Raw genomic sequence first — 18244 nt, forward strand, 5'->3', positions numbered from 1 at the left:
CACCGCGGGATTCGGCCCTTTTGATTTGCTTCAGCGCGACAGCGCGGGGCGGCTCAGTTCAACGCAGCACGCCGTACGACGAGCTCGGACGACGCAGCGCGTCAATGCTCGCACCACCGGCGCCCGTCACGAACAGCAGCAGGAAACCGCCGGAGATCGCAACGTTCTTCCAGAAGTGGATCACCATGTCGTGCTGGACGGCGGCGTTGGTCGCGTCCCAGAAATTGTGCCCGACCATCGCGGTCGCGATCGTATAGACCGCCATCAGCAGCGCGAGCGGGCGCACCTTGTAGCCGACGATCAGCAGCAGGCCGCCCAGCCCCTCGATCGCGACGACGATCGGCGCGACGACCTGTTGATAGGGCACGTTCAGCGCGTGCAGATACGCGACGAAGTCGCTGTAGCCGAGCAGCTTCATGATGCCGCCCCACAAGAACAACGCCGCCAGCGCCAGGCGTGCGAAAAAAATGACGCCGGAATCGACGGTACGCGTCATGCCTTTCTCCTCGTATGCAATTCGGCCGTCCGCACGGAGCGTGCCGTGCGGTTCGGGCCGCGCAACCCTGCGGGGCCCGCGGCAAATGGGCCAGCATAGAGGGTCTTTCCGCGGTGTCCAAGCAAAAGGTTGTAGCAAATCTTTACACTGCGGCGGGTGCGCCGGCCAGCAGGTGCGACGGAAAGGCGTTTAGCCCGCGTCGCTCAACAGCACGCCCTTCTTGAACAGGAAGCAGCCGTAGCCGCGCAACTCGCCGGTGACGATCACCGCATACGCGTGCTGCGCGCGCTCGTAGAACGCGAACCGGTCGATGCCCGCGAGCGGCACCGCGCGCCCTTCCGCGCGATCGATCTCGGCCTGCACCTCGCGTTGCACGGGCGGCACGGCGGCCGGATCGCCGACGACTTCCATCCGCCATGCAGGCGTGTCGACGAACGTGTCGAGCGGCAGCACGGACAGCACCGCGCGCGCGACGCGCGCCGAGTCCGCGCCGTCGATGCGCAGCGCACGACCCACGACGGTGTGCTGCGCAACCGATTCGGCCGGAAAGTTCGCGTCGCAGATCGCGACTTCATCTCCGTGGCCCATCGCGCGCAGCGCGTGCAGGATGTCGGCGTGCAACAGCGGATCGAGATTCTTCAGCATGTCGGCAAGTCTCCGGGATCGGGAACGAATTGCATAACGTTACCCGATCCCGGCGGCGGCCGGGCGTGCGTCGTTCGCGTCACGCCGCCGCGGCCGGCATTTCGTCGATGAAACCCGTGACCGACTTCAGACGCCCGGACGCATCGACGGTGCCGAAATCCGAGCCCTTCACGATCGCCGCGCCGTCGGGCGACACGAGCGCCCACGAGAACCGCAGGTGCTGGCCGAACCCGTCGACGTCGGTCGTGCGGTGAAAGCGGTACGCGGGAAAACGCTCCTGCACCGCGGCGATCATCGTGTCGATGCCGGCGTGGCCGTCGCCGGCCATCAGCGGATCGCGATAGGCGGCGTCGCTCGCGTAGGTCGCATCGATCAGCGCACGACGGCGCGCGACGTCGGATTCGTTCCATGCGTCGATGTAGCGGTCGATCAGGTTGGCGTGAGCGGACCGGGCGGTTTGGGCGGTGTTCATGGCGAGGCTCCTTGTGTCGGTGAGAAACGATGTCGCGAACCTTTCGGGTCCGCGTGCTGCTATCGTCGCCGGCCTCGCGCGGGCGGTCGATTACGTGCGAGGTAACGAAATCGCGCCCGCGCCGCCCGCCGCGATCAGCCGTCCGCGTAATCGACGGCAAGGCTCCACGCGGGATCGCCGTGCTTCGCCCAGTACGCGTCGAACAGCCGGCGCGTGAGCGCGCCCGGTCGTCCATCGCCGATCACCACATCGTTCAGCCGCGTGACCGGCATGATCCCGCCCGCCGTCGACGTGATGAACACTTCGTCCGCGTCGCGCAGCTGCGCCTCGTCGAGGCGGGCAGCCTGCGCGTCGATGCCCATCGCCGCCGCCAGCTCGAACACGGTCTGTCGCGTGATGCCGTGCAGCACGCCGCGCTCGGGCGTGCGCAGCCGGCCGTCGCGTGCGACGAACACGTTGAATCCGGGCCCTTCGGCGATGCTGCCGTCCGTGCACTTCAGCAGGACCGACTCCGCGCCGGCGTCATAGCCCTTCAGCAGCCCGGCGACGAGGTCGAGCCAATGGTAGTTCTTGATCTGCGGATCGACCGATTCGGGCGGAATCCGCCGCACGTCGTCGATCACGTGCAGGTGCAGCCCTTCGCGCAGCTGCCGCTCGTTCGCGACCGAACCGTACGGCACCGCGAACGCGATGAACTGGTTCACGGCATCGCGCGGGTCGCGGCTGAAGGTGGGCGACACGCCGCGCGTACACAGCATCTCGACATAGGCATGGCGCAGCCCCGAGCGACGCACGCACTCGACGAGGATGTCGCGCAGTGCATCGTCGGTCAGCGCCACATTCAGCCGCAATCTCGCGAGCGAGCGCCGGAACCGCTCGATATGCCGGTCGAGCCGGAAGAACCGGCCGTTCCAGACGTGCACGGTATCGTACGTGACGTCGGAATGCAGGAAGCCCCAGTCGAGCACCGATACGCGCGCATCGGCGATCGGGATGAAGCGGCCGTTCATGTAGGCGGCGCCCTGCGGAAACGCGGGCGCTTCGACGGACGGAATGCCATGCGGCGCCATGCGCGTCTCCTCGGGCGCGGGCGGGGTGTAGTCGACCTGCGCGGCGAACGACGCGCGATCGGCTTCGAACGCGCTGCGATGCACGACGGCATTCGGCCCGGCCACCCGATCGAACGACAGCTTGCCGTCGAGATGATCGATCTCGTGCTGCATCAGTTCCGATTCCGCGGGCGACAGCGCGTCGCGCTGGTGCGGCTCGCCGTCGAGCGTGGTGTAGCGCACGCTCACCGATGCATGGCGCTCGACGCGCACGAACAGGTCCGGAAAGCACATGCAGTCGTCCCACAACGTCATCCGCGCGTCGCTGCGCCACACGATCTCGGGGTTCACGATCACGTCGGGCCAGCCGTCCAGCGCGAGCGCAATCATCCGCTGCCCGATGCCGATCTGCGGCGCGGCGATTGCGCGACCGAAGCCGTGCTCGTCGCGAAATGCGCGCAGCGCAGCGCGCAATGCGCAGGCCGCTTCGTGCACGGCCGGCGCCGCAACGTCGTCGACCGGACGTGCGGTATCGCGCAGCGATGCCGTGCCCACGGGAAGAATCCGCGTACTCATTTGACCACCTCCGACAAAGTCACCTTGTTGCCTCCTTTGAACGTCGAAATCGTTGCCGCCGGGTTGCGCAGTTCGCCGTGTGCATCGAATGCGATGCGGCCGGTCACGCCCTGGAAATCGACACGATGCAGCGCATCGACGATCTTCGCGGAATCGGTGGACTGAGCGAGCATCACCGCGTGATAGACGGCCATCATCGCGTCGTACGCATACGGCGCGTAGAGCTGCACGGGTGCGCCATATTTTTGCGTGAAGCGCGCCGCAAACGCCGGGCCGCCCGGCATCTTCGCGAGACTGCGGCCGCCGTCGGCGCACACGAGATTGCCGTCGAGCGCGTCGCCCGCGAGCGCCAGAATCTCGTGCGTGCACAGCCCGTCGCCGCCCAGCAGCGGCACGTCGATCCGCAGCTTCTTCATCTGCTTGAGCATCGGGCCGCCCTGCGTGTCCATCCCGCCGAAGAAGATCGCGTCGGGCGTCTTGCCCTTGAGCAGCGTCAGCGACGCGGCAAAGTCGAACGCCTTGTCGGTCGTGTATTCGCGCGCGACGACGGCGGCGCCCGACTTGGCGAGCCCGGCGACGAACACGTCCGCGATGCCTTGCCCGTACGCGGTGCGATCGTCGACGACACCGATCCGGCGCGCGTGCAGTTGCTCGACCGCGTAACGGGCGACGGCCTGCCCGAGGAAGTCGTCGTTCGCGAGCAGCCGGAACGTGGTGCGGTAGCCGAGCCGCGTGAACGCCGGATTGGTGGCCGACGGCGTCAGCTCCGCGATGTTCGCCGTCGCATAGAGCCGCGCGACGGCGATCGACGTGCCCGAGTTCTGGTGACCGATCACGGCGCTGACGTGCGTATCGACGAAGCGCTGCGCGACCGTCGTCGCGACCTTCGGATCGGCCTGGTCGTCCTGTGCGTCGAGCGCGAACGTGACCGGATGGCCGGCTACGCTCGGATGCGCCGCGTTGATTTCGTCGATCGCGAGCCGGATGCCGCGGGCGCTGTCCTCGCCGAAATGGGCCTGCGCGCCCGTGAGTGCACCGGCAAAACCCACGACCACCGTGTCCGCGCCGAACGCGGGAAGGGCCAGTACAAGCGGCGCAAGCGCCAGCAGCAAACGTCGGGAACGCATGATGTTTTCCTCGCGGCTTCATCGTTGACGGATGCTACGATTATCGGCATCCCTCACGAAATCCGATAAACATCGACTGGCTCATTTCGTGAATTCGTTTCGTTTTTTCTTTCCGAAGGAAATCCGATGAACACCGCCGCCGCGCCGCTGGACGACTTCGACCTGCGCATCCTCGCCCGCCTCCAGCACGACAACCAGATCACCAACCAGGCGCTCGCCGCCGAGATCGGCCTGAGCCCGCCCGCATGCCTGCGCCGCGTGAAGCGGCTGCGTGACGAGCGCTATATCCAGCAGGACGTCGCCGTCGTCGATCCGAACAAGGTCGGCCTGCCATTGACGATGCTCGTGCTCGTGCAGGTCGAGCGCGAACGGGTCGACCTGCTCGACGAGTTCAAGCGGTTCCTGAAATCGCTGCCGGAAGTCATGCAGTGCTATGTGGTGACGGGCCGCGCCGATTTCGTGCTGATGATCGCGATGCGCGATATCGACCACTACGAGGAATTTTCCACGCGCGTATTCCGGCAGCACCACAATATCCGCCACTTCGAAACGATGGTGGTGATGTCACGCGTGAAGGTCGGACTGTCGCTGCCGATCGGCAGCGACTGACGCGCGCGGTCGCGCGCCACAACGAAAAACGGGCGCCCGAAGGCGCCCGCATCGTCGTTCATCCCCGCCCGCGCGTATCAGGTCACCGGCGCCGGGTTGAACAGCGTCAGCGCGTTCGCGAGCTTCCATTGCTCGGCCCACGTGCGGCGCTTGCCGCTCGCGACGTCGAGCATCAGCCGGAACAGTTCCCAACCCACGTCCTCGATCGTGGCCGCGCCGGTCGCGATCTGCCCCGCGTCGAGATCCATCAGGTCGTGCCAGCGGCGCGCGAGATCGCTGCGCGTCGCGACCTTGATCACCGGCACCTGGGCAAGACCGTACGGCGTGCCTCGGCCCGTCGTGAAAATGTGCAGGTTCATGCCCGCCGCGAGCTGCAGTGTGCCGCAGATGAAGTCGCTCGCGGGCGTGGCCGCGTACAGCAGCCCTTTCTGCCGAGCGCGGTCGCCCGGACGCACGACGCCGGCAATCGACGCGCTGCCCGACTTCACGATCGAGCCCATCGCCTTCTCGACGATGTTCGACAGGCCGCCCTTCTTGTTGCCGGGCGTCGTGTTCGCGCTGCGGTCGACGCGGCCGCGCTGCAGATAGCGGTCGTACCAGTCCATCTCGCGGATGATCTCGCGGGCGACGTCCTCGTTCGCCGCGCGCGACGTGAGTTGCGCAACACCGTCGCGCACTTCGGTCACTTCGGAGAACATGATCGTCGCGCCCGCGCGCACGAGCAGGTCGGCCGCGAAGCCGACCGCCGGGTTCGCGGTAAGCCCGGAGAACGCATCGCTGCCGCCGCACTGCACGCCGACGACGAGATCCGACGCCGGGCAGGTTTCGCGACGGCGGCGATTCAGCCGCTCGAGATGCGATTCGGCCATCTTCATGATCGAGTCGATCATCGAGTTGAAGCCGACGTGCGCGGCGTCCTGCAGGCACACGACGCCACCGTTGCCGGTCGCGCCGTCGGCCGCGACCGGAATCGAGCCGGGCGGCAGCAGGCGCTCGGGCTGCAGCTTCTCGCAGCCGAGGCTGACCGTCATCACCTCGCCGCCGAAGTTCGGGTTCAGGCTGATGTTGCGCAGCGTGCGGATCGGGATGTCGGCATCGGGCGCATCAATCGCGACGCCGCAGCCGTACGTATGTTCGAGCCCGACCACGTCGTCGACGTTCGGGTAACGCGGCAGCAGTTCGTCCTTGATCCGCTTCACCGCATGCTCGACGACGCCCGACACGCACTGCACGGTCGTCGTGATCGCGAGGATGTTGCGCGTGCCGACGGAGCCGTCCGCATTGCGGAAGCCCTCGAACGTATAGCCTTCGAGCGGCGCCAGCACCGGCGCGGCGCGCGTCGCGAGCGGCAGGTCGTCGAGCCCCGGCGGTTCGGGCATGCGCATCGTGCGTTCATTGACCCAGCTGCCGCGGCGCAGCTCGGTGAGCGCGTAGCCGATCACGACGTTGTAGCGGACGATCGGGTCACCGGCCGCGAGATCGGCGAGCGCCACCTTGTGCCCTTGCGGCACGCCTTCGCGTAGCGTGAGCCCGTCGGCGAAGGTCGCGCCCTCGGGCAAACCGCCGTCGTTGACGACGATCGCGACGTTGTCGTCGGGGTGCACGCGGATATAGAGAGGGGAAGCAGTCATCGGAATTCCTGGAAGCTACCGGTGATATTGTTAGTCATCATACGACATTCAACACCCACGCGGGGTAGTACGTAAACCCTTATCCGGAAAGACCCTACCCACAATCCAGAAGCAAACTGCTTGCGTCACCCCTCCCCTCGTTGTACGATGACATACAACGACATCGCCAATGTGGCACGTATGCCGTTCCCGACGAACCCAGCACTCGCGCTAGACGGACGACCCAACCATGACCTCACCGCAAGAACTCAAACAGATCATCTCCCACGGCCTGCTGTCGTTTCCGCTGACGGACTTCGACGCTGACGGCAGCTTCCGCCCGACCACCTATGCCGAGCGCCTCGAATGGCTGGCGCCGTACGGCGCGACCGCGCTGTTCGCAGCCGGCGGCACCGGTGAATTCTTCTCGCTCACGCAGCGCGAATATTCGGACGTGATCCGCGTCGCGACGGAAACCTGCAAGGGCAAGGTGCCGATCCTCGCCGGCGCGGGCGGTGCGACGCGCGTCGCCATCGAATATGCGCAGGAAGCCGAGCGCCTCGGCGCGAGCGGCGTGCTGCTGATGCCGCACTACCTGACCGAAGCGAGCCAGGAAGGCATCGCCGAGCACGTCGAGCAGGTCTGCCGTTCGCTGAAGATCGGCGTCGTGGTGTACAACCGCGCGAATTCGAAGCTGAACGCCGACATGCTCGAGCGCCTGGCCGACCGTTGCCCGAACCTGATCGGCTTCAAGGACGGCGTCGGCGAAATCGAAAGCATGGTCACGATCCGCCGCCGCCTCGGCGACCGCTTCGCGTACCTCGGCGGCCTGCCGACGGCCGAAGTCTACGCAGCCGCGTACAAGGCGCTCGGCGTGCCGGTGTACTCGTCGGCAGTGTTCAACTTCATCCCGAAGACGGCGATGGCATTCTACGAAGCGATCGCGAAGGACGACCACGCCACGGTCGGCCGCCTGATCGACGAGTTCTTCCTGCCGTACCTGCAGATCCGCAACCGCCGCGCAGGCTACGCGGTCAGCATCGTGAAGGCGGGCGCGAAGCTCGTCGGCCACGACGCGGGCCCGGTGCGCGCACCGCTCATCGACCTGACGGATGCCGAAATGGCCGAACTGGACGTGCTGATCAAGAAGATGGGCCCGCAGTAAGCGGGTCTGGCTGGCGCGGCGCCCTCTGCGGCGGCGCGACCGGCCGTTGTATTGCCTGTTTTGCATCGCGGCCGGCTTTTGCCGGCCGCTGGCGTTTGTGGCGACAGCAGCGCGATGCCTCCCGCCGCGCCATTCACGTCACATCTGCGCGATGACGCCGACGATCCGGTGACGCACGTTGCCGAGCCTGATCCGGGTCACCTCGATCTGGCCCTGCGCATCCGCGCGCGCGCGGGCGTTCGACTCGCTGCCGAGAATCTGTCCCAGCACGTCGCGATCGACGACCGCATCGAAGAACCGGCCGACCGTGATCGTCGCGGACTGCTTCGCGGTCAGCAGCGCGCTGTTGGCCTGCATCAGCGCTTCGGTGCGCTGGTTCTGGTCGCGCTCGTCGATGTTGCGGCGGTGCTCGAGCGCGAACACCAGCGCCTCCATGTCCTGCCTGAAACGGCGCACGGCGAGGCCGAACATGAGCGAATGCGCGTCCGAGCCCGTCACGGGCCGCCCCTGGTTGATCGTCACGTCGAATTCGCTGCCGCCCAGGTCGCGCTGGAATTCCAGCAGCGCATTCGCGAGCACGCGCCCTTCGCTGTACTGGCCGATCCGGCTGCGCACGGAATGCGCGACATCGCCGATCGCTTTCCACAATCCGGCGGCGAACAGGTGATCGCCGCGCTTGCTGATGTTCATCGGGTGGCTCCTTGTTGGTCTTGTGCCGGGCTCTCAGGCTCGCCCGCGGGCCGGCCGGCCCGAGGCTTCGCTACTGTAGGAGAAAATCGGGTGGCGCGGAAGCCACCATGAAAAAAGCGGAGGCAGCCAGCCGGCCACCCCCGCTTTCATTCGTCCGGCAAACGGCCCGGGCTTGCACCCCGAGCCGCCGCCCCTTACTCCGCCTTGCCGTCCCGCAGACGCGGAATCCCGAGCGGATTGCTTTCCTGCAGCCCTTCCGGCAGCAGGTCGTCCGGGAAGTCCTGGTAGCACACCGGCCGCAGGAAACGCTCGATCGCGGTCGCGCCGACCGACGTGACGGCCGGGTTCGACGTCGCCGGGAACGGCCCGCCGTGCACCATCGCGTCGCACACCTCGACGCCGGTCGGGTAGCCGTTGACGAGCAGGCGCCCGGCCTTGCGTTCGAGAATCGGCAGCAGGCGGCGCGCGAGCGGCTTGTCGTCGGCGTCCATCTGCAGCGTGGCCGTCAACTGGCCTTCCAGCGCGTCGAGCACGCGCGCGACTTCGTCGAGATCGCGGCAGCGCACGATCAGCGATGCCGGCCCAAACACTTCGTGGCTGAACGCCGGCTCGGACAGGAACGCCGGTGCTGCGACTTCGTACAGCGCGCCGCCCGCCTGGCATTCGGTCTGCGCCGCTTCGCCCGCGCCGATTTCACGCACACCCGGCAGTTCGGCCAGCTTGCCGCGACCGTTGCGATACGCGTCGGCGATGCCGCGCGTGAGCATCACGCCAGCCGGCTTCTTCGCGAGCGCCTGCGCGGCGACCGACTCGAACCGGTCGAGATCGGGACCGTCGATCGCCAGCACGAGGCCGGGGTTCGTACAGAACTGGCCGACGCCCTGCGTCAGCGAATCGACGAAGCCCGTCGCGATCGCGTCACCGCGCGCGGCCAGCGCGGACGGGAACAGCACGACCGGGTTGATGCTGCTCATTTCCGCATAGACGGGAATCGGCTGCGGGCGCGCGTTCGCGAGCTGCACGAGCGCCATGCCGCCCTGACGCGACCCGGTGAAGCCGACGGCCTGGATCGCCGGATGGCTGACGAGCGCCGCGCCGACCACGCGGCCGGGGCCCATCAGCAACGAAAACACGCCGGCCGGCATCCCGCATTTCGCAACGGCGGCGCGGATCGCGCGGCCGACCAGTTCGGACGTGCCGAGGTGAGCTTCGTGCGCCTTGACGATCACCGGGCAGCCGGCCGCCAGCGCCGACGCCGTGTCGCCACCGGCCACCGAGAACGCGAGCGGGAAGTTGCTCGCGCCGAACACGACGACCGGCCCGAGCCCGACCTTCTGCAGCCGCAGGTCCGAGCGCGGCAGCGGCGTGCGCGCGGGCTGCGCGGGATCGATCGACGCAGCGAGGAAACGCCCGTCGCGCACGACGCGCGCGAACAGCCGGAGCTGGCCGACGGTGCGGCCGCGCTCGCCCTGCAGGCGTGCGACGGGCAGCCCCGTTTCGGCGTGTGCGCGTTCGATCAGCGCATTGCCGAGCGCGACGATTTCGTCGGCGATCGCTTCGAGAAACGCCGCGCGGGCCGCGAGCGGCTGCGCGCGGTACGCATCGAAGGCGTCGCGCGCGAGTTCGCACGCGCGCTCGACGTCGGCCTGCGTCCCGACGCCGAACGCCGGCGCGTCGATCGGCGCGCCCTTCGTCGGGTCGAACGCGCGCAAGGTACCGGCCGAGCCGGCCACCGCGTCGGCGCCGATCAGCATCTCTCCAGTCAGTTGCATGGGGTGTGCTCCGTGGTTCGGGAATGATGGACTCATTGTAGCTCAACAGATACGATGTCTGCCGACGCTATTTCAATATTCGCGTGGCATGCCGAACCTGTCATCGCCGCCGCGAAAGCCTTGTACATCCAGTGTACCCGCCTGTTTCTGACCTTTTCGCGTCATCTTTCAAAGGGAAAACCCGAGGTTTCTGCATCCTGTCATTGCTCATAAAATTTCGGTCATGTCATACGACGACGTACATTAAAGTGCCCAATCAGACCACCTCTCGCGATCTCCCGATCGATCTCGCCGGCACCGCGCGCCGCACCGCCGTGCGCTACTGGATCCTGGCGATGCTGTTCGTCGTCACGACGCTCAACTATGCGGACCGCGCGACGCTGTCGATCACCGGCACGCCGATCCGCAAGGCCTTCGGCATCGATCCGGTGACGATGGGCTACATCTTCTCGGCGTTCAGCTGGGCGTACGTGCTCGCGCAGCTGCCGAGCGGCTGGCTGCTCGACCGCTTCGGCGCGCGGCGCGTGTATGCGACGAGCATCTTCCTGTGGTCGGCGTTCACGCTGCTGCAGAGCACGATCGGCCTCGGCGGCAGCGCGGCGTTCGCGGTGACGGCGCTGTTCGTGATGCGCTTCGCGGTCGGCATCGCCGAAGCGCCCGCGTTTCCCGCGAACGCGAAGGTCGTCGCGAGCTGGTTCCCGACCGCCGAGCGCGGCACGGCGTCGGCGATCTTCAACGCCGCGCAGTATTTCGCGGCGGTGGTGTTCTCGCCGCTGATGGCGTGGCTCACGCATGCATACGGCTGGCATCAGGTGTACCTGTGGCTCGGCCTCGCCGGCATCGCGCTCGCGTTCCTGTGGCTGCGCGTGATGAAGGATCCGGTCGACCATCCGGGCGTGAACCGCGCCGAACTCGAGCATATCGAGCAGGGCGGCGGCCTCGTGCGCACGACGAGCCGGCCGACCGGCGCGCGCAGCAACGGCACGGCGTCCGCCGGCAGTCGCGTCGCGGGCTGGTACTACGTGCGCCAGCTGCTGTCGAACCGGATGCTGCTCGGCGTCTATCTCGGCCAGTACTGCGTGAACGTGCTCACCTACTTCTTCCTCACGTGGTTCCCGATCTACCTCGTGCAGGCGCGCGGGATGTCGCTGCTGAAGGCCGGTTTCATGACGTCGCTGCCGGCGATCTGCGGGTTCCTCGGCGGCGTGCTCGGCGGGATGCTGTCGGATACGCTGATCCGTCGCGGCGTGTCGCTGACGCTCGCGCGCAAGATCCCGATCGTCGGCGGGATGCTGCTGTCGATGGTCATCATCGGCTGCAATTACGTCGACAGCGAAGTGCTCGTGATCGCGCTGATGGCCGTGTCGTTCTTCGGCAAGGGGATCGGCTCGCTCGGCTGGGCCGTGGTCGCGGACACAGCGCCGAAGGAAGCGATCGGCCTGTCGGGCAGCCTGTTCAACATGTTCGGCAACACGGCCGGCATCGTCGCGCCGATCGCGATCGGCTACCTGGTCGGCGCGAGCGGCTCGTTCAACGGCGCGCTCGTGTTCGTCGGGCTGAACGCGCTCGTCACGGTGTTCAGCTATCTCGTGATCGTGAAGGACATCAAGCGCGTCGAGCTGCGTCACCGCGACGCGTAAGTATCGGCAGGAAGGGAAAAACGGCGGCGGCCGCGCATCGGCGCGCCGCCGTTTTTGCATCGGTCAGGCCGCCGAATGCGCGACGCGCAGCATGTCGTGCACGCCAGACGTCATCAGCGCGAGAAACCCGAGCAGGCCGACGTAGCAGAGCGCGTAGGTCGTCTTCGTCTCGACCGACGTCGCGTAGTACATGCGGTTCTCGGGCGCGTCGGGATCGTAGCGCCACGCGCGCTTCAGTTGCGGCAGCGCGAGGATCGCCATCACGATCAGCAGCGGGCTCGGCCGGTACACGAACAGCGCGATGAGCACGGGCACGCCGGCGAACCAGATGCGCGGCGACAGCACCGCGGTGATCCGCCCGCCGTCGAACGGCGACAGCGGAATCATGTTGAACAGGTTCAGGAAGAAGCCCGTATAGGACAGCGCGAGCAACAGGTTGCTGTCGTAGTGCCGCGCGGCCGCGTAGCAGGCCAGCGCGCCGAGCGTGCCGACGAACGGCCCGGCCAGCCCGACGTACGCCTCGGTCTCCGCGTCGTGCGGCATCTCCTTCAGCTGGATCCACGCGCCGACGAACGGGATGAACGTCGGCAGCCCGACGTCGAGCCCGCGCCGCTGCGCGGCCAGGTAGTGACCGGCCTCGTGGACGAACAGCAGCGCGACGAAGCCGGCCGCGAAGCGCCAGCCGTAGAACAGCGCGTAGACCCCGATCGACGCGAGCATGGTGCCCGCCGACACGAGCACCTTGCCGAGCTTCAGGCCGCCGAAAATCAGCAACAGCAGCTTGGTCATTCCTTGCGCTCCGTGCCGGACATGGCGGCTGCGTCAGCGGCATCGGCGACGACCGGCACGGCCGCCGGCTTCGGCTTGCGTCCGAAGAAGCGCTTGAGCGCCGCGCCGCCCGCCAGCAGCGCGACCGCGCCGATCTTGAAGAACTTCACCGCGAACGCGCCGATCAGCGCGAGCAGCCCGAGCTTCTTCGCGCCGACGCCGACGACCAGCGCCGCGAGCCCATACTCGGCAACGTGGTCGGTCGACTTGTTGAAATCGGCATAGCGCTTGCCGTCGTTGAAGCGGATGTTCGCGAGCAGGTCGTCGGCCTCCGGCCGGTACTTCGGCAGGTCGGCGAGCGTCGACGCCATCGTCAGCGACAGGTAGCCGTCGCGGCCGAGCACGAGCGTCCGGTAGTTCACGCCGTCGTTCTCCGCGTTCGCGGCCGCGCCCTTGTCGCGGATGATCGCGGACCACACGAGCCGGTGCGTGGCGGCGTCGTAGGCGGGCGCCTGCGCCCAGCCGACCACCTCGGTTTCGGGCAGGCCGCGCTCCTTGCGCGCCGGGTTGTCTTCCTCGGTGCCGGCCTGCAGGCTCTTCAGCAGTTCGTCCGGTTTCCAGTCCCTGGCATCGTCGTCGCGGATATAGCCGCTCGGCTCGAACGACACGACCGAGATCCAGTCGGCGTCCGGATCCTCGGGCAGCACGAGGCCCACCAGCTTCGATTCGTCGATCGCGTTGCCCATCGAGCGCAGGTAGCGGCCGGCTTCGGCGGCCGGCACGAACGACTCGCCCGCCTTCAGCTTCAGCACCGCTTCGTGTTTCACGTCGATGTCGGCCGGCCCGTTCACGACAGCCTGGTTGGCGGCCGCCGCGGCGGCCCGCATTTCGACCTGGGCGGCTTCGGTTTGCGCATGGCCGCGGGTTGCGGCGAAGGCGAGCATCGCCACGCAGGCGAGTCGGACGGCGAGTGTTTTCATTGTTGGATTCCCCTGGAATGCCTTGTCGTCAATGTTCGCGACGTCCGGCCCGAGCGTGGTCGTCGCGGGTCCGGCGCCGCCTCTCAGGTTGGCACGGGGATGATGGTAACGCACCGCCGGGGGGCGTCCTGGAACCGGGGGAACGCGCGCCGCACACGCAGCCCCGCGCCGGCACGCGCAATCGGCGACGGCGGCCGAACCGGAATGCTTACCTCGCAGGTCATGCCCAGTGCGCGCAGGATTGCCTATCATCGTGGACATGAACTCGACCGCCGCCCTTCATTCGCTCCCCCCGTCCGCCGGCCGCGCGTCCGGCATCGGCCCGCTGCTGCGCACGTGGCGTCAACGCCGGCGCCTGAGCCAGATGGCGCTCGCGCTCGAAGCGGACGTGTCCGCGCGACACCTGAGCTTCGTCGAATCGGGGCGGGCGCAGCCGAGCCGCGACATGGTGCTGCATCTCGCGGAGCGCCTCGACGTGCCGCTGCGCGAGCGCAACGCGCTGCTCGTCGCGGCCGGCTATGCACCGCTCTTTCGCGAGCGGCCGTTTTCGGATCCGCAGCTCGATGCGGCGCGCGGCGCAGTCGAAGCGGTGCTGCGCGGCCACGAGCCGTATCCGGCGCTCGCGGTGGATCGTCACTGGACCCTGCTCGCCGCGAACCGGATGCTCGGCGCGCTGGTCACGCAGGCCGATCCGGCGCTGCTGCAGCCGCCCGTCAACGTGCTGCGCCTGAGCCTGCATCCGGACGGCCTCGCGTCGCAGATCGTCAACTGGCACGAATGGCGCGCGCATATCCTGCATCGGCTGCAACGGCAGATCGACGCGAGCGGCGACCGCACGCTGCATACGCTGCGCGACGAACTCGCCGCATACCCGGCGCCGGCCGGCCAGCCCGACGACATGGCCGCGCGCGCCGACTACGCGGACATCGCGGTGCCGCTGCGGCTGCGCACGGCGGCCGGCGAGCTGACGTTCTTCAGCACGACGACGGTGTTCGGCACGCCTGTCGACGTCACGCTGTCGGAGCTGGCGATCGAGGCGTTTTTCCCGGCGAATCCGCAGACGGTGGACGCGATGCGCGCGCTGGCCGACGCGTTGCCGGCGCAGTGAGCACACTCACGCAAATCGACGGTGGACACACCGCCGAAACCGGGATTCCGTTGAAACGCGTCAAGCCGGCGGTGCGTCCGCGTCCAGAAACGCCACCGGCCGCCCCGCCGGCTGCCCGTTCAGCGCACCGTCACGCACCGCAACCTGCCCGCGCACGACCGTATGCACGGGCCAGCCGGTGACCGTGCAACCGTCATAAGGCGTCCAGCCGCTCACGCTCGCGATCCATTCGTGACGGATGATCCGGCGCGCACGCAGGTCGACGATGCTGAAGTCGGCGTCGTAGCCGGGCGCAATCCGCCCTTTACCTTCGATGCCAAAGATCCGCGCCGGGCCGGCACTCGTCAGATCGACGAGCCGTTCGAGGCTCAGGCGGCCGGCCTGCACGTGATCGAGCATCAGCGGCAGCAGCGTCTGCACGCCGGTCATCCCGCTCGGCGACTGCGGATACGGGCGGCCCTTTTCTTCGCGCGTATGCGGCGCGTGATCGCTGCCGAGCACGTCGACCACGCCATCGCGAACGGCCTGCCACAGCGCAAGCTGATGATGCCGCTCGCGCACGGGCGGGTTCATCTGCGCGAACGTGCCCAACCGTTCATAGCAATCGGGCGCATGCAGGCTCAGGTGGTGCGGCGTGATTTCGACCGTCACGCGCCGCCGATGCTGCGCGAGAAACGCCATTTCCTGTGCGGTGGAGACATGCAGCACGTGCAGACGCCGCCCCGTCTCGGCGGCCAGCCCGACGATGCGCCGCGTCGCGAGCAGCGCGCTTTCGTCGTCACGCCAGCGCGGATGGTCGCGCACGTCGCCGCTCGCTTCGACGATCGTCCGGCGTTCGCGCAGCCGCGCTTCGTCCTCGGCGTGCACCGCCATGCGCCGGCGACCGTGCCGCAGGATGCGGCGCAATACGGTGTCGTCATCGGCCAGCAGGTCGCCGAACGAACTGCCCATGAACACCTTCACGCCCGCGCAGCCGGGCAGGTTTTCGAGCGCCGGCAACCGTTCCGCGTTCACGGCCGAGCCGCCCACATAGAACGCGTAATCGCACCACGCCCGGCCGTGCGCAAGATCCAGCTTCGCACGCAGATCGTGTTCGTCCAGCGTCAGCGGCTGCGTATTGGGCATCTCGAAGACGGCCGTGACGCCACCGAGCACCGCGCCGCGCGTGCCGGCCTCGAACGTCTCCTTGTGCATCAGGCCCGGTTCGCGGAAATGCACCTGGCTGTCGACGACACCCGGCAGCACGTGCAGTCCGCCGGCATCCAGCGACACGTCGGCGCTCCAGCTGCCGCGCAATGCGCCCAGCGCAACCACGCGGCCGCCCGCACACGCCACGTCGATCCGCTCGGCACCGCCGGGCGTCATCACCGTGCCGCCGTGAACGAGCAACGCCGCATGACGCCGCGCTACCGCGTCGAATGCGTCACCGTCGCCGGCTCGCTGTCGAATGCGCTCGGCCATCGGTCAGAACTCGTTCTGGATGTGCTTGTAGCCGAGCACCAGCGCATTGTTCGTGCGTGCAACGTCCTCGGAGAAGTCGCTCGCATCGGCGCTGACCTGCGGCAACGCCGCGAGGTCGGTTTCCGGCCCGATGCGCTCCGTCGAGCGCACGTAGAAGCCCGGCGGCAGATGACAGCCGTCGACGACCGCGTTGTAGCGCACGACGCACCCGTCGTCGATCGTGCAGTTGAACAGCACGCTGTTGAACCCGACGAACACGCCGTCGCCGACCTTGCACGGCCCGTGCACGATCGCGCGATGCGCGATCGACGTGTGCCGGCCGATGGTGACGCTCGCGCCCGACTTCGAATGGATCACGACGCCGTCCTGGATGTTCGAATGCGCGCCGATCGTGATCGGCGCGATCTCGCCGTTCGTATCCGTTTCGTCGGCACGGATCACCGCGTACGGGCCGATGAACACATTCTCCTCGACGATCACGCGGCCGCACAGAATGGCGGTCGGATCGACGAACGCGTTCGGGTGGATCTGCGGCAGGTCGCCGCGCGGGTTCTTTCTGATCATCTGGATTCCTGCATAGATGGGACGCGATCGCGCGCGAGCCGCTCGAACAGGCCGGGATCACGCCACTGCGCGGCGATGGCCGGCGAGAACACGATCGCGTCGAGCTCGATACGGCCCATGCACGGATTGAACGCATCGTCGCGAAAGCACTGCGCGTAGCCGGTCTCGGTTTCGTGAACGATCACCGAATGCAGGCGCACGTCTGCCTCGCCGTTCGACATCGCGGTGCCGGACAGCACCGCGTCGACGAGACGAAACAGCACGCGCGAGAACTGCTCGGCGCTCGGCGAAACGGGCAGCAGCACCCAGCGCTCCGAGTGCCGGCGCATGCTGTCGACGTAATCGCGATCGTCGCCGGACCACAGCGTCACGGCATGGTCGAACGCGTCGATCAGGTCGCGCACGTCGCCTTTGAGCAGCCCGAAGTCGTACACCATCTGCCCGTTGTCGAGCGCATGCGCTTCGAGCAGCAGTTCGACCTTGTATGAGTGACCGTGGATCGAATGCGAACAGCGCCGTGTGCTGCAGCCGCGCACGATGTGCGCGTTCTCGAACCGGAACAGCTTGCGGATCAGCATGCTGGCAACCCGTCACGCGCCGGCGCCGCCCACGCGACCGCATCGTGCGGATGCAGGCTTTCCAGATGACGCACGTGAACGCGCGGATTCGCATAGGCCCCGTCCAGCGCCGCCTGGACGCGCCGCGCGGCATCCTCGACGAACATCAGGTTCCGGCCGTTCAGCACCGCGAACGCCTGTTCGTCCGCGCGCTTCACGGCGGTCTGCACCGGCGTGCCGAGTGCATGCTCGACGCGATCGATCAGCTCGATCAGCCCGAGGGTCGCGTGGCCGGCAGCAAGCCCGACGTCGACGACCGCCTCGCTGCGCTGGCTGTGCGGCGTCGCGGCGGTCGCATGCCGCTGCAGCCATGCGGCGACCGCGGCCGGCTCCACGCGATCGTCGCGCCCGAACGCCGCGAGAAACGCCTGTTCGACCCAGTGCCGCGACAGTGCGGCCGAACACGGACACGTCGACGCATAGACGATCGTCACCTGCGCGTGCAGCGCGAACACGTCGCCCGTCAGCGTCGCATCGAGCCGCACCGGATACGACTTCCAGCCGGCCAGCCCTTCGGTGACGAGCGCCGGGCGGCGCGCCAGCAGATCGAAATGCAGCCGCAGCCGTGCGCTGCGCGTGCCGCAGTCGCGATGGCTGTCGATCATCTCGTGCAGCACGCGTTGCAACCCGGCCGGAGACAGCGCTTCGCGCTCGCCCAGCATGTCGAGCAGCCGGTACAGCCGCGACATGTGGATGCCTTTCACATGCGGCGCGGGCAGATCGACCTGGACATCGGCGCGCGCATGCACGTCGCGCCGGCAGCAGGGTTCGGCCACCGCGACGGGCAGGTCGATGCCCTGCATGCCAACCCAGTCGAGCGGGTGGTGCCGCGGCGCGGCGTCGGTCACGGAAATATCGGGAAGCGGTGCATTCATGCTCGGAGTCCGGTGGAGCG

18 protein-coding genes are annotated in these 18244 nt (G+C 67.8%); 4 read left to right on the forward strand and 14 right to left on the reverse strand.

Annotated elements, in window-relative coordinates; genetic code table 11:
- Nucleotides 1–58 precede the first annotated feature (58 nt).
- From BX604_RS27945 to BX604_RS27965, 5 genes are all read right to left on the reverse strand, one after another.
- Nucleotides 59–496 carry a DoxX family protein gene (locus BX604_RS27945; protein WP_096506655.1) on the reverse strand — a complete coding sequence of 146 codons (438 nt, stop codon included), beginning with the start codon at nt 494–496 and terminating at the stop codon, nt 59–61.
- 189 nt (nt 497–685) lie between these two features.
- Nucleotides 686–1141: an RbsD/FucU family protein gene (locus BX604_RS27950; protein ID WP_098554102.1), complete on the reverse strand. Its 456-nt coding sequence runs from the start codon at nt 1139–1141 to the stop codon at nt 686–688.
- A gap of 79 nt (nt 1142–1220) precedes the next feature.
- Nucleotides 1221–1613, reverse strand: coding sequence for a nuclear transport factor 2 family protein (locus tag BX604_RS27955; protein ID WP_098554103.1), 393 nt, complete (start codon nt 1611–1613; stop codon nt 1221–1223).
- A gap of 134 nt (nt 1614–1747) precedes the next feature.
- Nucleotides 1748–3238 (reverse strand): aminotransferase class IV, encoded by a 1491-nt coding sequence (locus BX604_RS27960; protein WP_098554104.1) that lies wholly within the window; start codon nt 3236–3238, stop codon nt 1748–1750.
- The gene (locus tag BX604_RS27965; RefSeq protein ID WP_098554105.1) at nt 3235–4365 is read right to left on the reverse strand and encodes a branched-chain amino acid ABC transporter substrate-binding protein; all 1131 of its coding nucleotides are present in this window, start codon (nt 4363–4365) and stop codon (nt 3235–3237) included. Before BX604_RS27965 ends, BX604_RS27960 begins: the two co-directional genes overlap by 4 nt.
- Nucleotides 4366–4491: 126 nt before the next feature.
- Here BX604_RS27965 and BX604_RS27970 point away from each other — a divergent pair, with 126 nt between their 5' ends.
- The gene (locus BX604_RS27970; protein WP_098554106.1) at nt 4492–4974 is read left to right on the forward strand and encodes an Lrp/AsnC family transcriptional regulator; all 483 of its coding nucleotides are present in this window, start codon (nt 4492–4494) and stop codon (nt 4972–4974) included.
- A 77-nt stretch (nt 4975–5051) separates the two neighbouring features.
- Here the strand turns inward: BX604_RS27970 and garD are convergent, their stop codons facing one another.
- The gene (gene garD, locus BX604_RS27975; RefSeq protein ID WP_098554107.1) at nt 5052–6605 is read right to left on the reverse strand and encodes a galactarate dehydratase; all 1554 of its coding nucleotides are present in this window, start codon (nt 6603–6605) and stop codon (nt 5052–5054) included.
- Nucleotides 6606–6834: 229 nt separating this feature from the next.
- On the opposite strand from garD, the gene kdgD reads away from it, so the two are divergent.
- Nucleotides 6835–7749 (forward strand): 5-dehydro-4-deoxyglucarate dehydratase, encoded by a 915-nt coding sequence (gene kdgD, locus BX604_RS27980; protein WP_098554108.1) that lies wholly within the window; start codon nt 6835–6837, stop codon nt 7747–7749.
- A gap of 138 nt (nt 7750–7887) precedes the next feature.
- Here the strand turns inward: kdgD and BX604_RS27985 are convergent, their stop codons facing one another.
- Nucleotides 7888–8439 carry a hypothetical protein gene (locus tag BX604_RS27985; protein ID WP_098554109.1) on the reverse strand — a complete coding sequence of 184 codons (552 nt, stop codon included), beginning with the start codon at nt 8437–8439 and terminating at the stop codon, nt 7888–7890.
- 194 nt (nt 8440–8633) lie between these two features.
- Nucleotides 8634–10211, reverse strand: a complete 1578-nt coding sequence (locus BX604_RS27990) for an aldehyde dehydrogenase (NADP(+)) (RefSeq protein ID WP_098554110.1) — start codon at nt 10209–10211, stop codon at nt 8634–8636.
- Between the two features lie 248 nt (nt 10212–10459).
- On the opposite strand from BX604_RS27990, the gene BX604_RS27995 reads away from it, so the two are divergent.
- Nucleotides 10460–11851, forward strand: coding sequence for an MFS transporter (locus BX604_RS27995; protein WP_098554111.1), 1392 nt, complete (start codon nt 10460–10462; stop codon nt 11849–11851).
- A gap of 63 nt (nt 11852–11914) precedes the next feature.
- Here the strand turns inward: BX604_RS27995 and BX604_RS28000 are convergent, their stop codons facing one another.
- A complete protein-coding gene (locus BX604_RS28000) occupies nt 11915–12640 on the reverse strand; it encodes a site-2 protease family protein (protein WP_098554112.1) in 726 nt (241 codons plus the stop codon).
- Complete coding sequence (locus tag BX604_RS28005) at nt 12637–13599, reverse strand: DUF2167 domain-containing protein (RefSeq protein WP_098554113.1); 963 nt, start codon at nt 13597–13599, stop codon at nt 12637–12639. The genes BX604_RS28000 and BX604_RS28005 overlap by 4 nt, the downstream gene beginning before the upstream one ends.
- Before the next feature lie 259 nt (nt 13600–13858).
- Here BX604_RS28005 and BX604_RS28010 point away from each other — a divergent pair, with 259 nt between their 5' ends.
- Entirely contained in the window at nt 13859–14707 is an 849-nt protein-coding gene (locus BX604_RS28010; RefSeq protein WP_098554114.1) for a helix-turn-helix domain-containing protein, read from the forward strand.
- Between the two features lie 60 nt (nt 14708–14767).
- On the opposite strand, the gene BX604_RS28015 is transcribed toward BX604_RS28010, so the two are convergent.
- The 4 genes from BX604_RS28015 to folE2 are packed head-to-tail and all read right to left on the reverse strand — an operon-like array spanning nt 14768 to nt 18224.
- Nucleotides 14768–16168, reverse strand: a complete 1401-nt coding sequence (locus tag BX604_RS28015; RefSeq protein WP_098554115.1) for a dihydroorotase — start codon at nt 16166–16168, stop codon at nt 14768–14770.
- Nucleotides 16169–16171: 3 nt separating this feature from the next.
- Complete coding sequence (locus BX604_RS28020; RefSeq protein WP_098554116.1) at nt 16172–16732, reverse strand: gamma carbonic anhydrase family protein; 561 nt, start codon at nt 16730–16732, stop codon at nt 16172–16174.
- Entirely contained in the window at nt 16729–17310 is a 582-nt protein-coding gene (locus BX604_RS28025; RefSeq protein ID WP_098554117.1) for a 6-pyruvoyl trahydropterin synthase family protein, read from the reverse strand. Before BX604_RS28025 ends, BX604_RS28020 begins: the two co-directional genes overlap by 4 nt.
- The gene (folE2, locus tag BX604_RS28030; RefSeq protein ID WP_098555014.1) at nt 17304–18224 is read right to left on the reverse strand and encodes a GTP cyclohydrolase FolE2; all 921 of its coding nucleotides are present in this window, start codon (nt 18222–18224) and stop codon (nt 17304–17306) included. Before folE2 ends, BX604_RS28025 begins: the two co-directional genes overlap by 7 nt.
- Nucleotides 18225–18244: the final 20 nt, after the last annotated feature.

Source organism: Burkholderia sp. JKS000303 (assembly GCF_002563755.1).
In the GTDB taxonomy this organism is placed as follows: Bacteria; Pseudomonadota; Gammaproteobacteria; order Burkholderiales; family Burkholderiaceae; genus Burkholderia; species Burkholderia anthina_B.

Coding starts and splice junctions, on each gene's coding strand:
- BX604_RS27965 (WP_098554105.1), bottom strand. CDS start 4,365: ATGCGTTCCCGACGTTTGCTGCTGGCGCTTGCGCCGCTTGTACTGGCC.
- BX604_RS28005 (WP_098554113.1), bottom strand. CDS start 13,599: ATGAAAACACTCGCCGTCCGACTCGCCTGCGTGGCGATGCTCGCCTTC.
- folE2 (WP_098555014.1), bottom strand. CDS start 18,224: ATGAATGCACCGCTTCCCGATATTTCCGTGACCGACGCCGCGCCGCGG.
- BX604_RS27970 (WP_098554106.1), top strand. CDS start 4,492: ATGAACACCGCCGCCGCGCCGCTGGACGACTTCGACCTGCGCATCCTC.
- garD (WP_098554107.1), bottom strand. CDS start 6,605: ATGACTGCTTCCCCTCTCTATATCCGCGTGCACCCCGACGACAACGTC.
- kdgD (WP_098554108.1), top strand. CDS start 6,835: ATGACCTCACCGCAAGAACTCAAACAGATCATCTCCCACGGCCTGCTG.
- BX604_RS27960 (WP_098554104.1), bottom strand. CDS start 3,238: ATGAGTACGCGGATTCTTCCCGTGGGCACGGCATCGCTGCGCGATACC.
- BX604_RS28000 (WP_098554112.1), bottom strand. CDS start 12,640: ATGACCAAGCTGCTGTTGCTGATTTTCGGCGGCCTGAAGCTCGGCAAG.
- BX604_RS27990 (WP_098554110.1), bottom strand. CDS start 10,211: ATGCAACTGACTGGAGAGATGCTGATCGGCGCCGACGCGGTGGCCGGC.
- BX604_RS27955 (WP_098554103.1), bottom strand. CDS start 1,613: ATGAACACCGCCCAAACCGCCCGGTCCGCTCACGCCAACCTGATCGAC.
- BX604_RS28025 (WP_098554117.1), bottom strand. CDS start 17,310: ATGCTGATCCGCAAGCTGTTCCGGTTCGAGAACGCGCACATCGTGCGC.
- BX604_RS28015 (WP_098554115.1), bottom strand. CDS start 16,168: ATGGCCGAGCGCATTCGACAGCGAGCCGGCGACGGTGACGCATTCGAC.
- BX604_RS27985 (WP_098554109.1), bottom strand. CDS start 8,439: ATGAACATCAGCAAGCGCGGCGATCACCTGTTCGCCGCCGGATTGTGG.
- BX604_RS28010 (WP_098554114.1), top strand. CDS start 13,859: ATGAACTCGACCGCCGCCCTTCATTCGCTCCCCCCGTCCGCCGGCCGC.
- BX604_RS28020 (WP_098554116.1), bottom strand. CDS start 16,732: ATGATCAGAAAGAACCCGCGCGGCGACCTGCCGCAGATCCACCCGAAC.
- BX604_RS27950 (WP_098554102.1), bottom strand. CDS start 1,141: ATGCTGAAGAATCTCGATCCGCTGTTGCACGCCGACATCCTGCACGCG.
- BX604_RS27945 (WP_096506655.1), bottom strand. CDS start 496: ATGACGCGTACCGTCGATTCCGGCGTCATTTTTTTCGCACGCCTGGCG.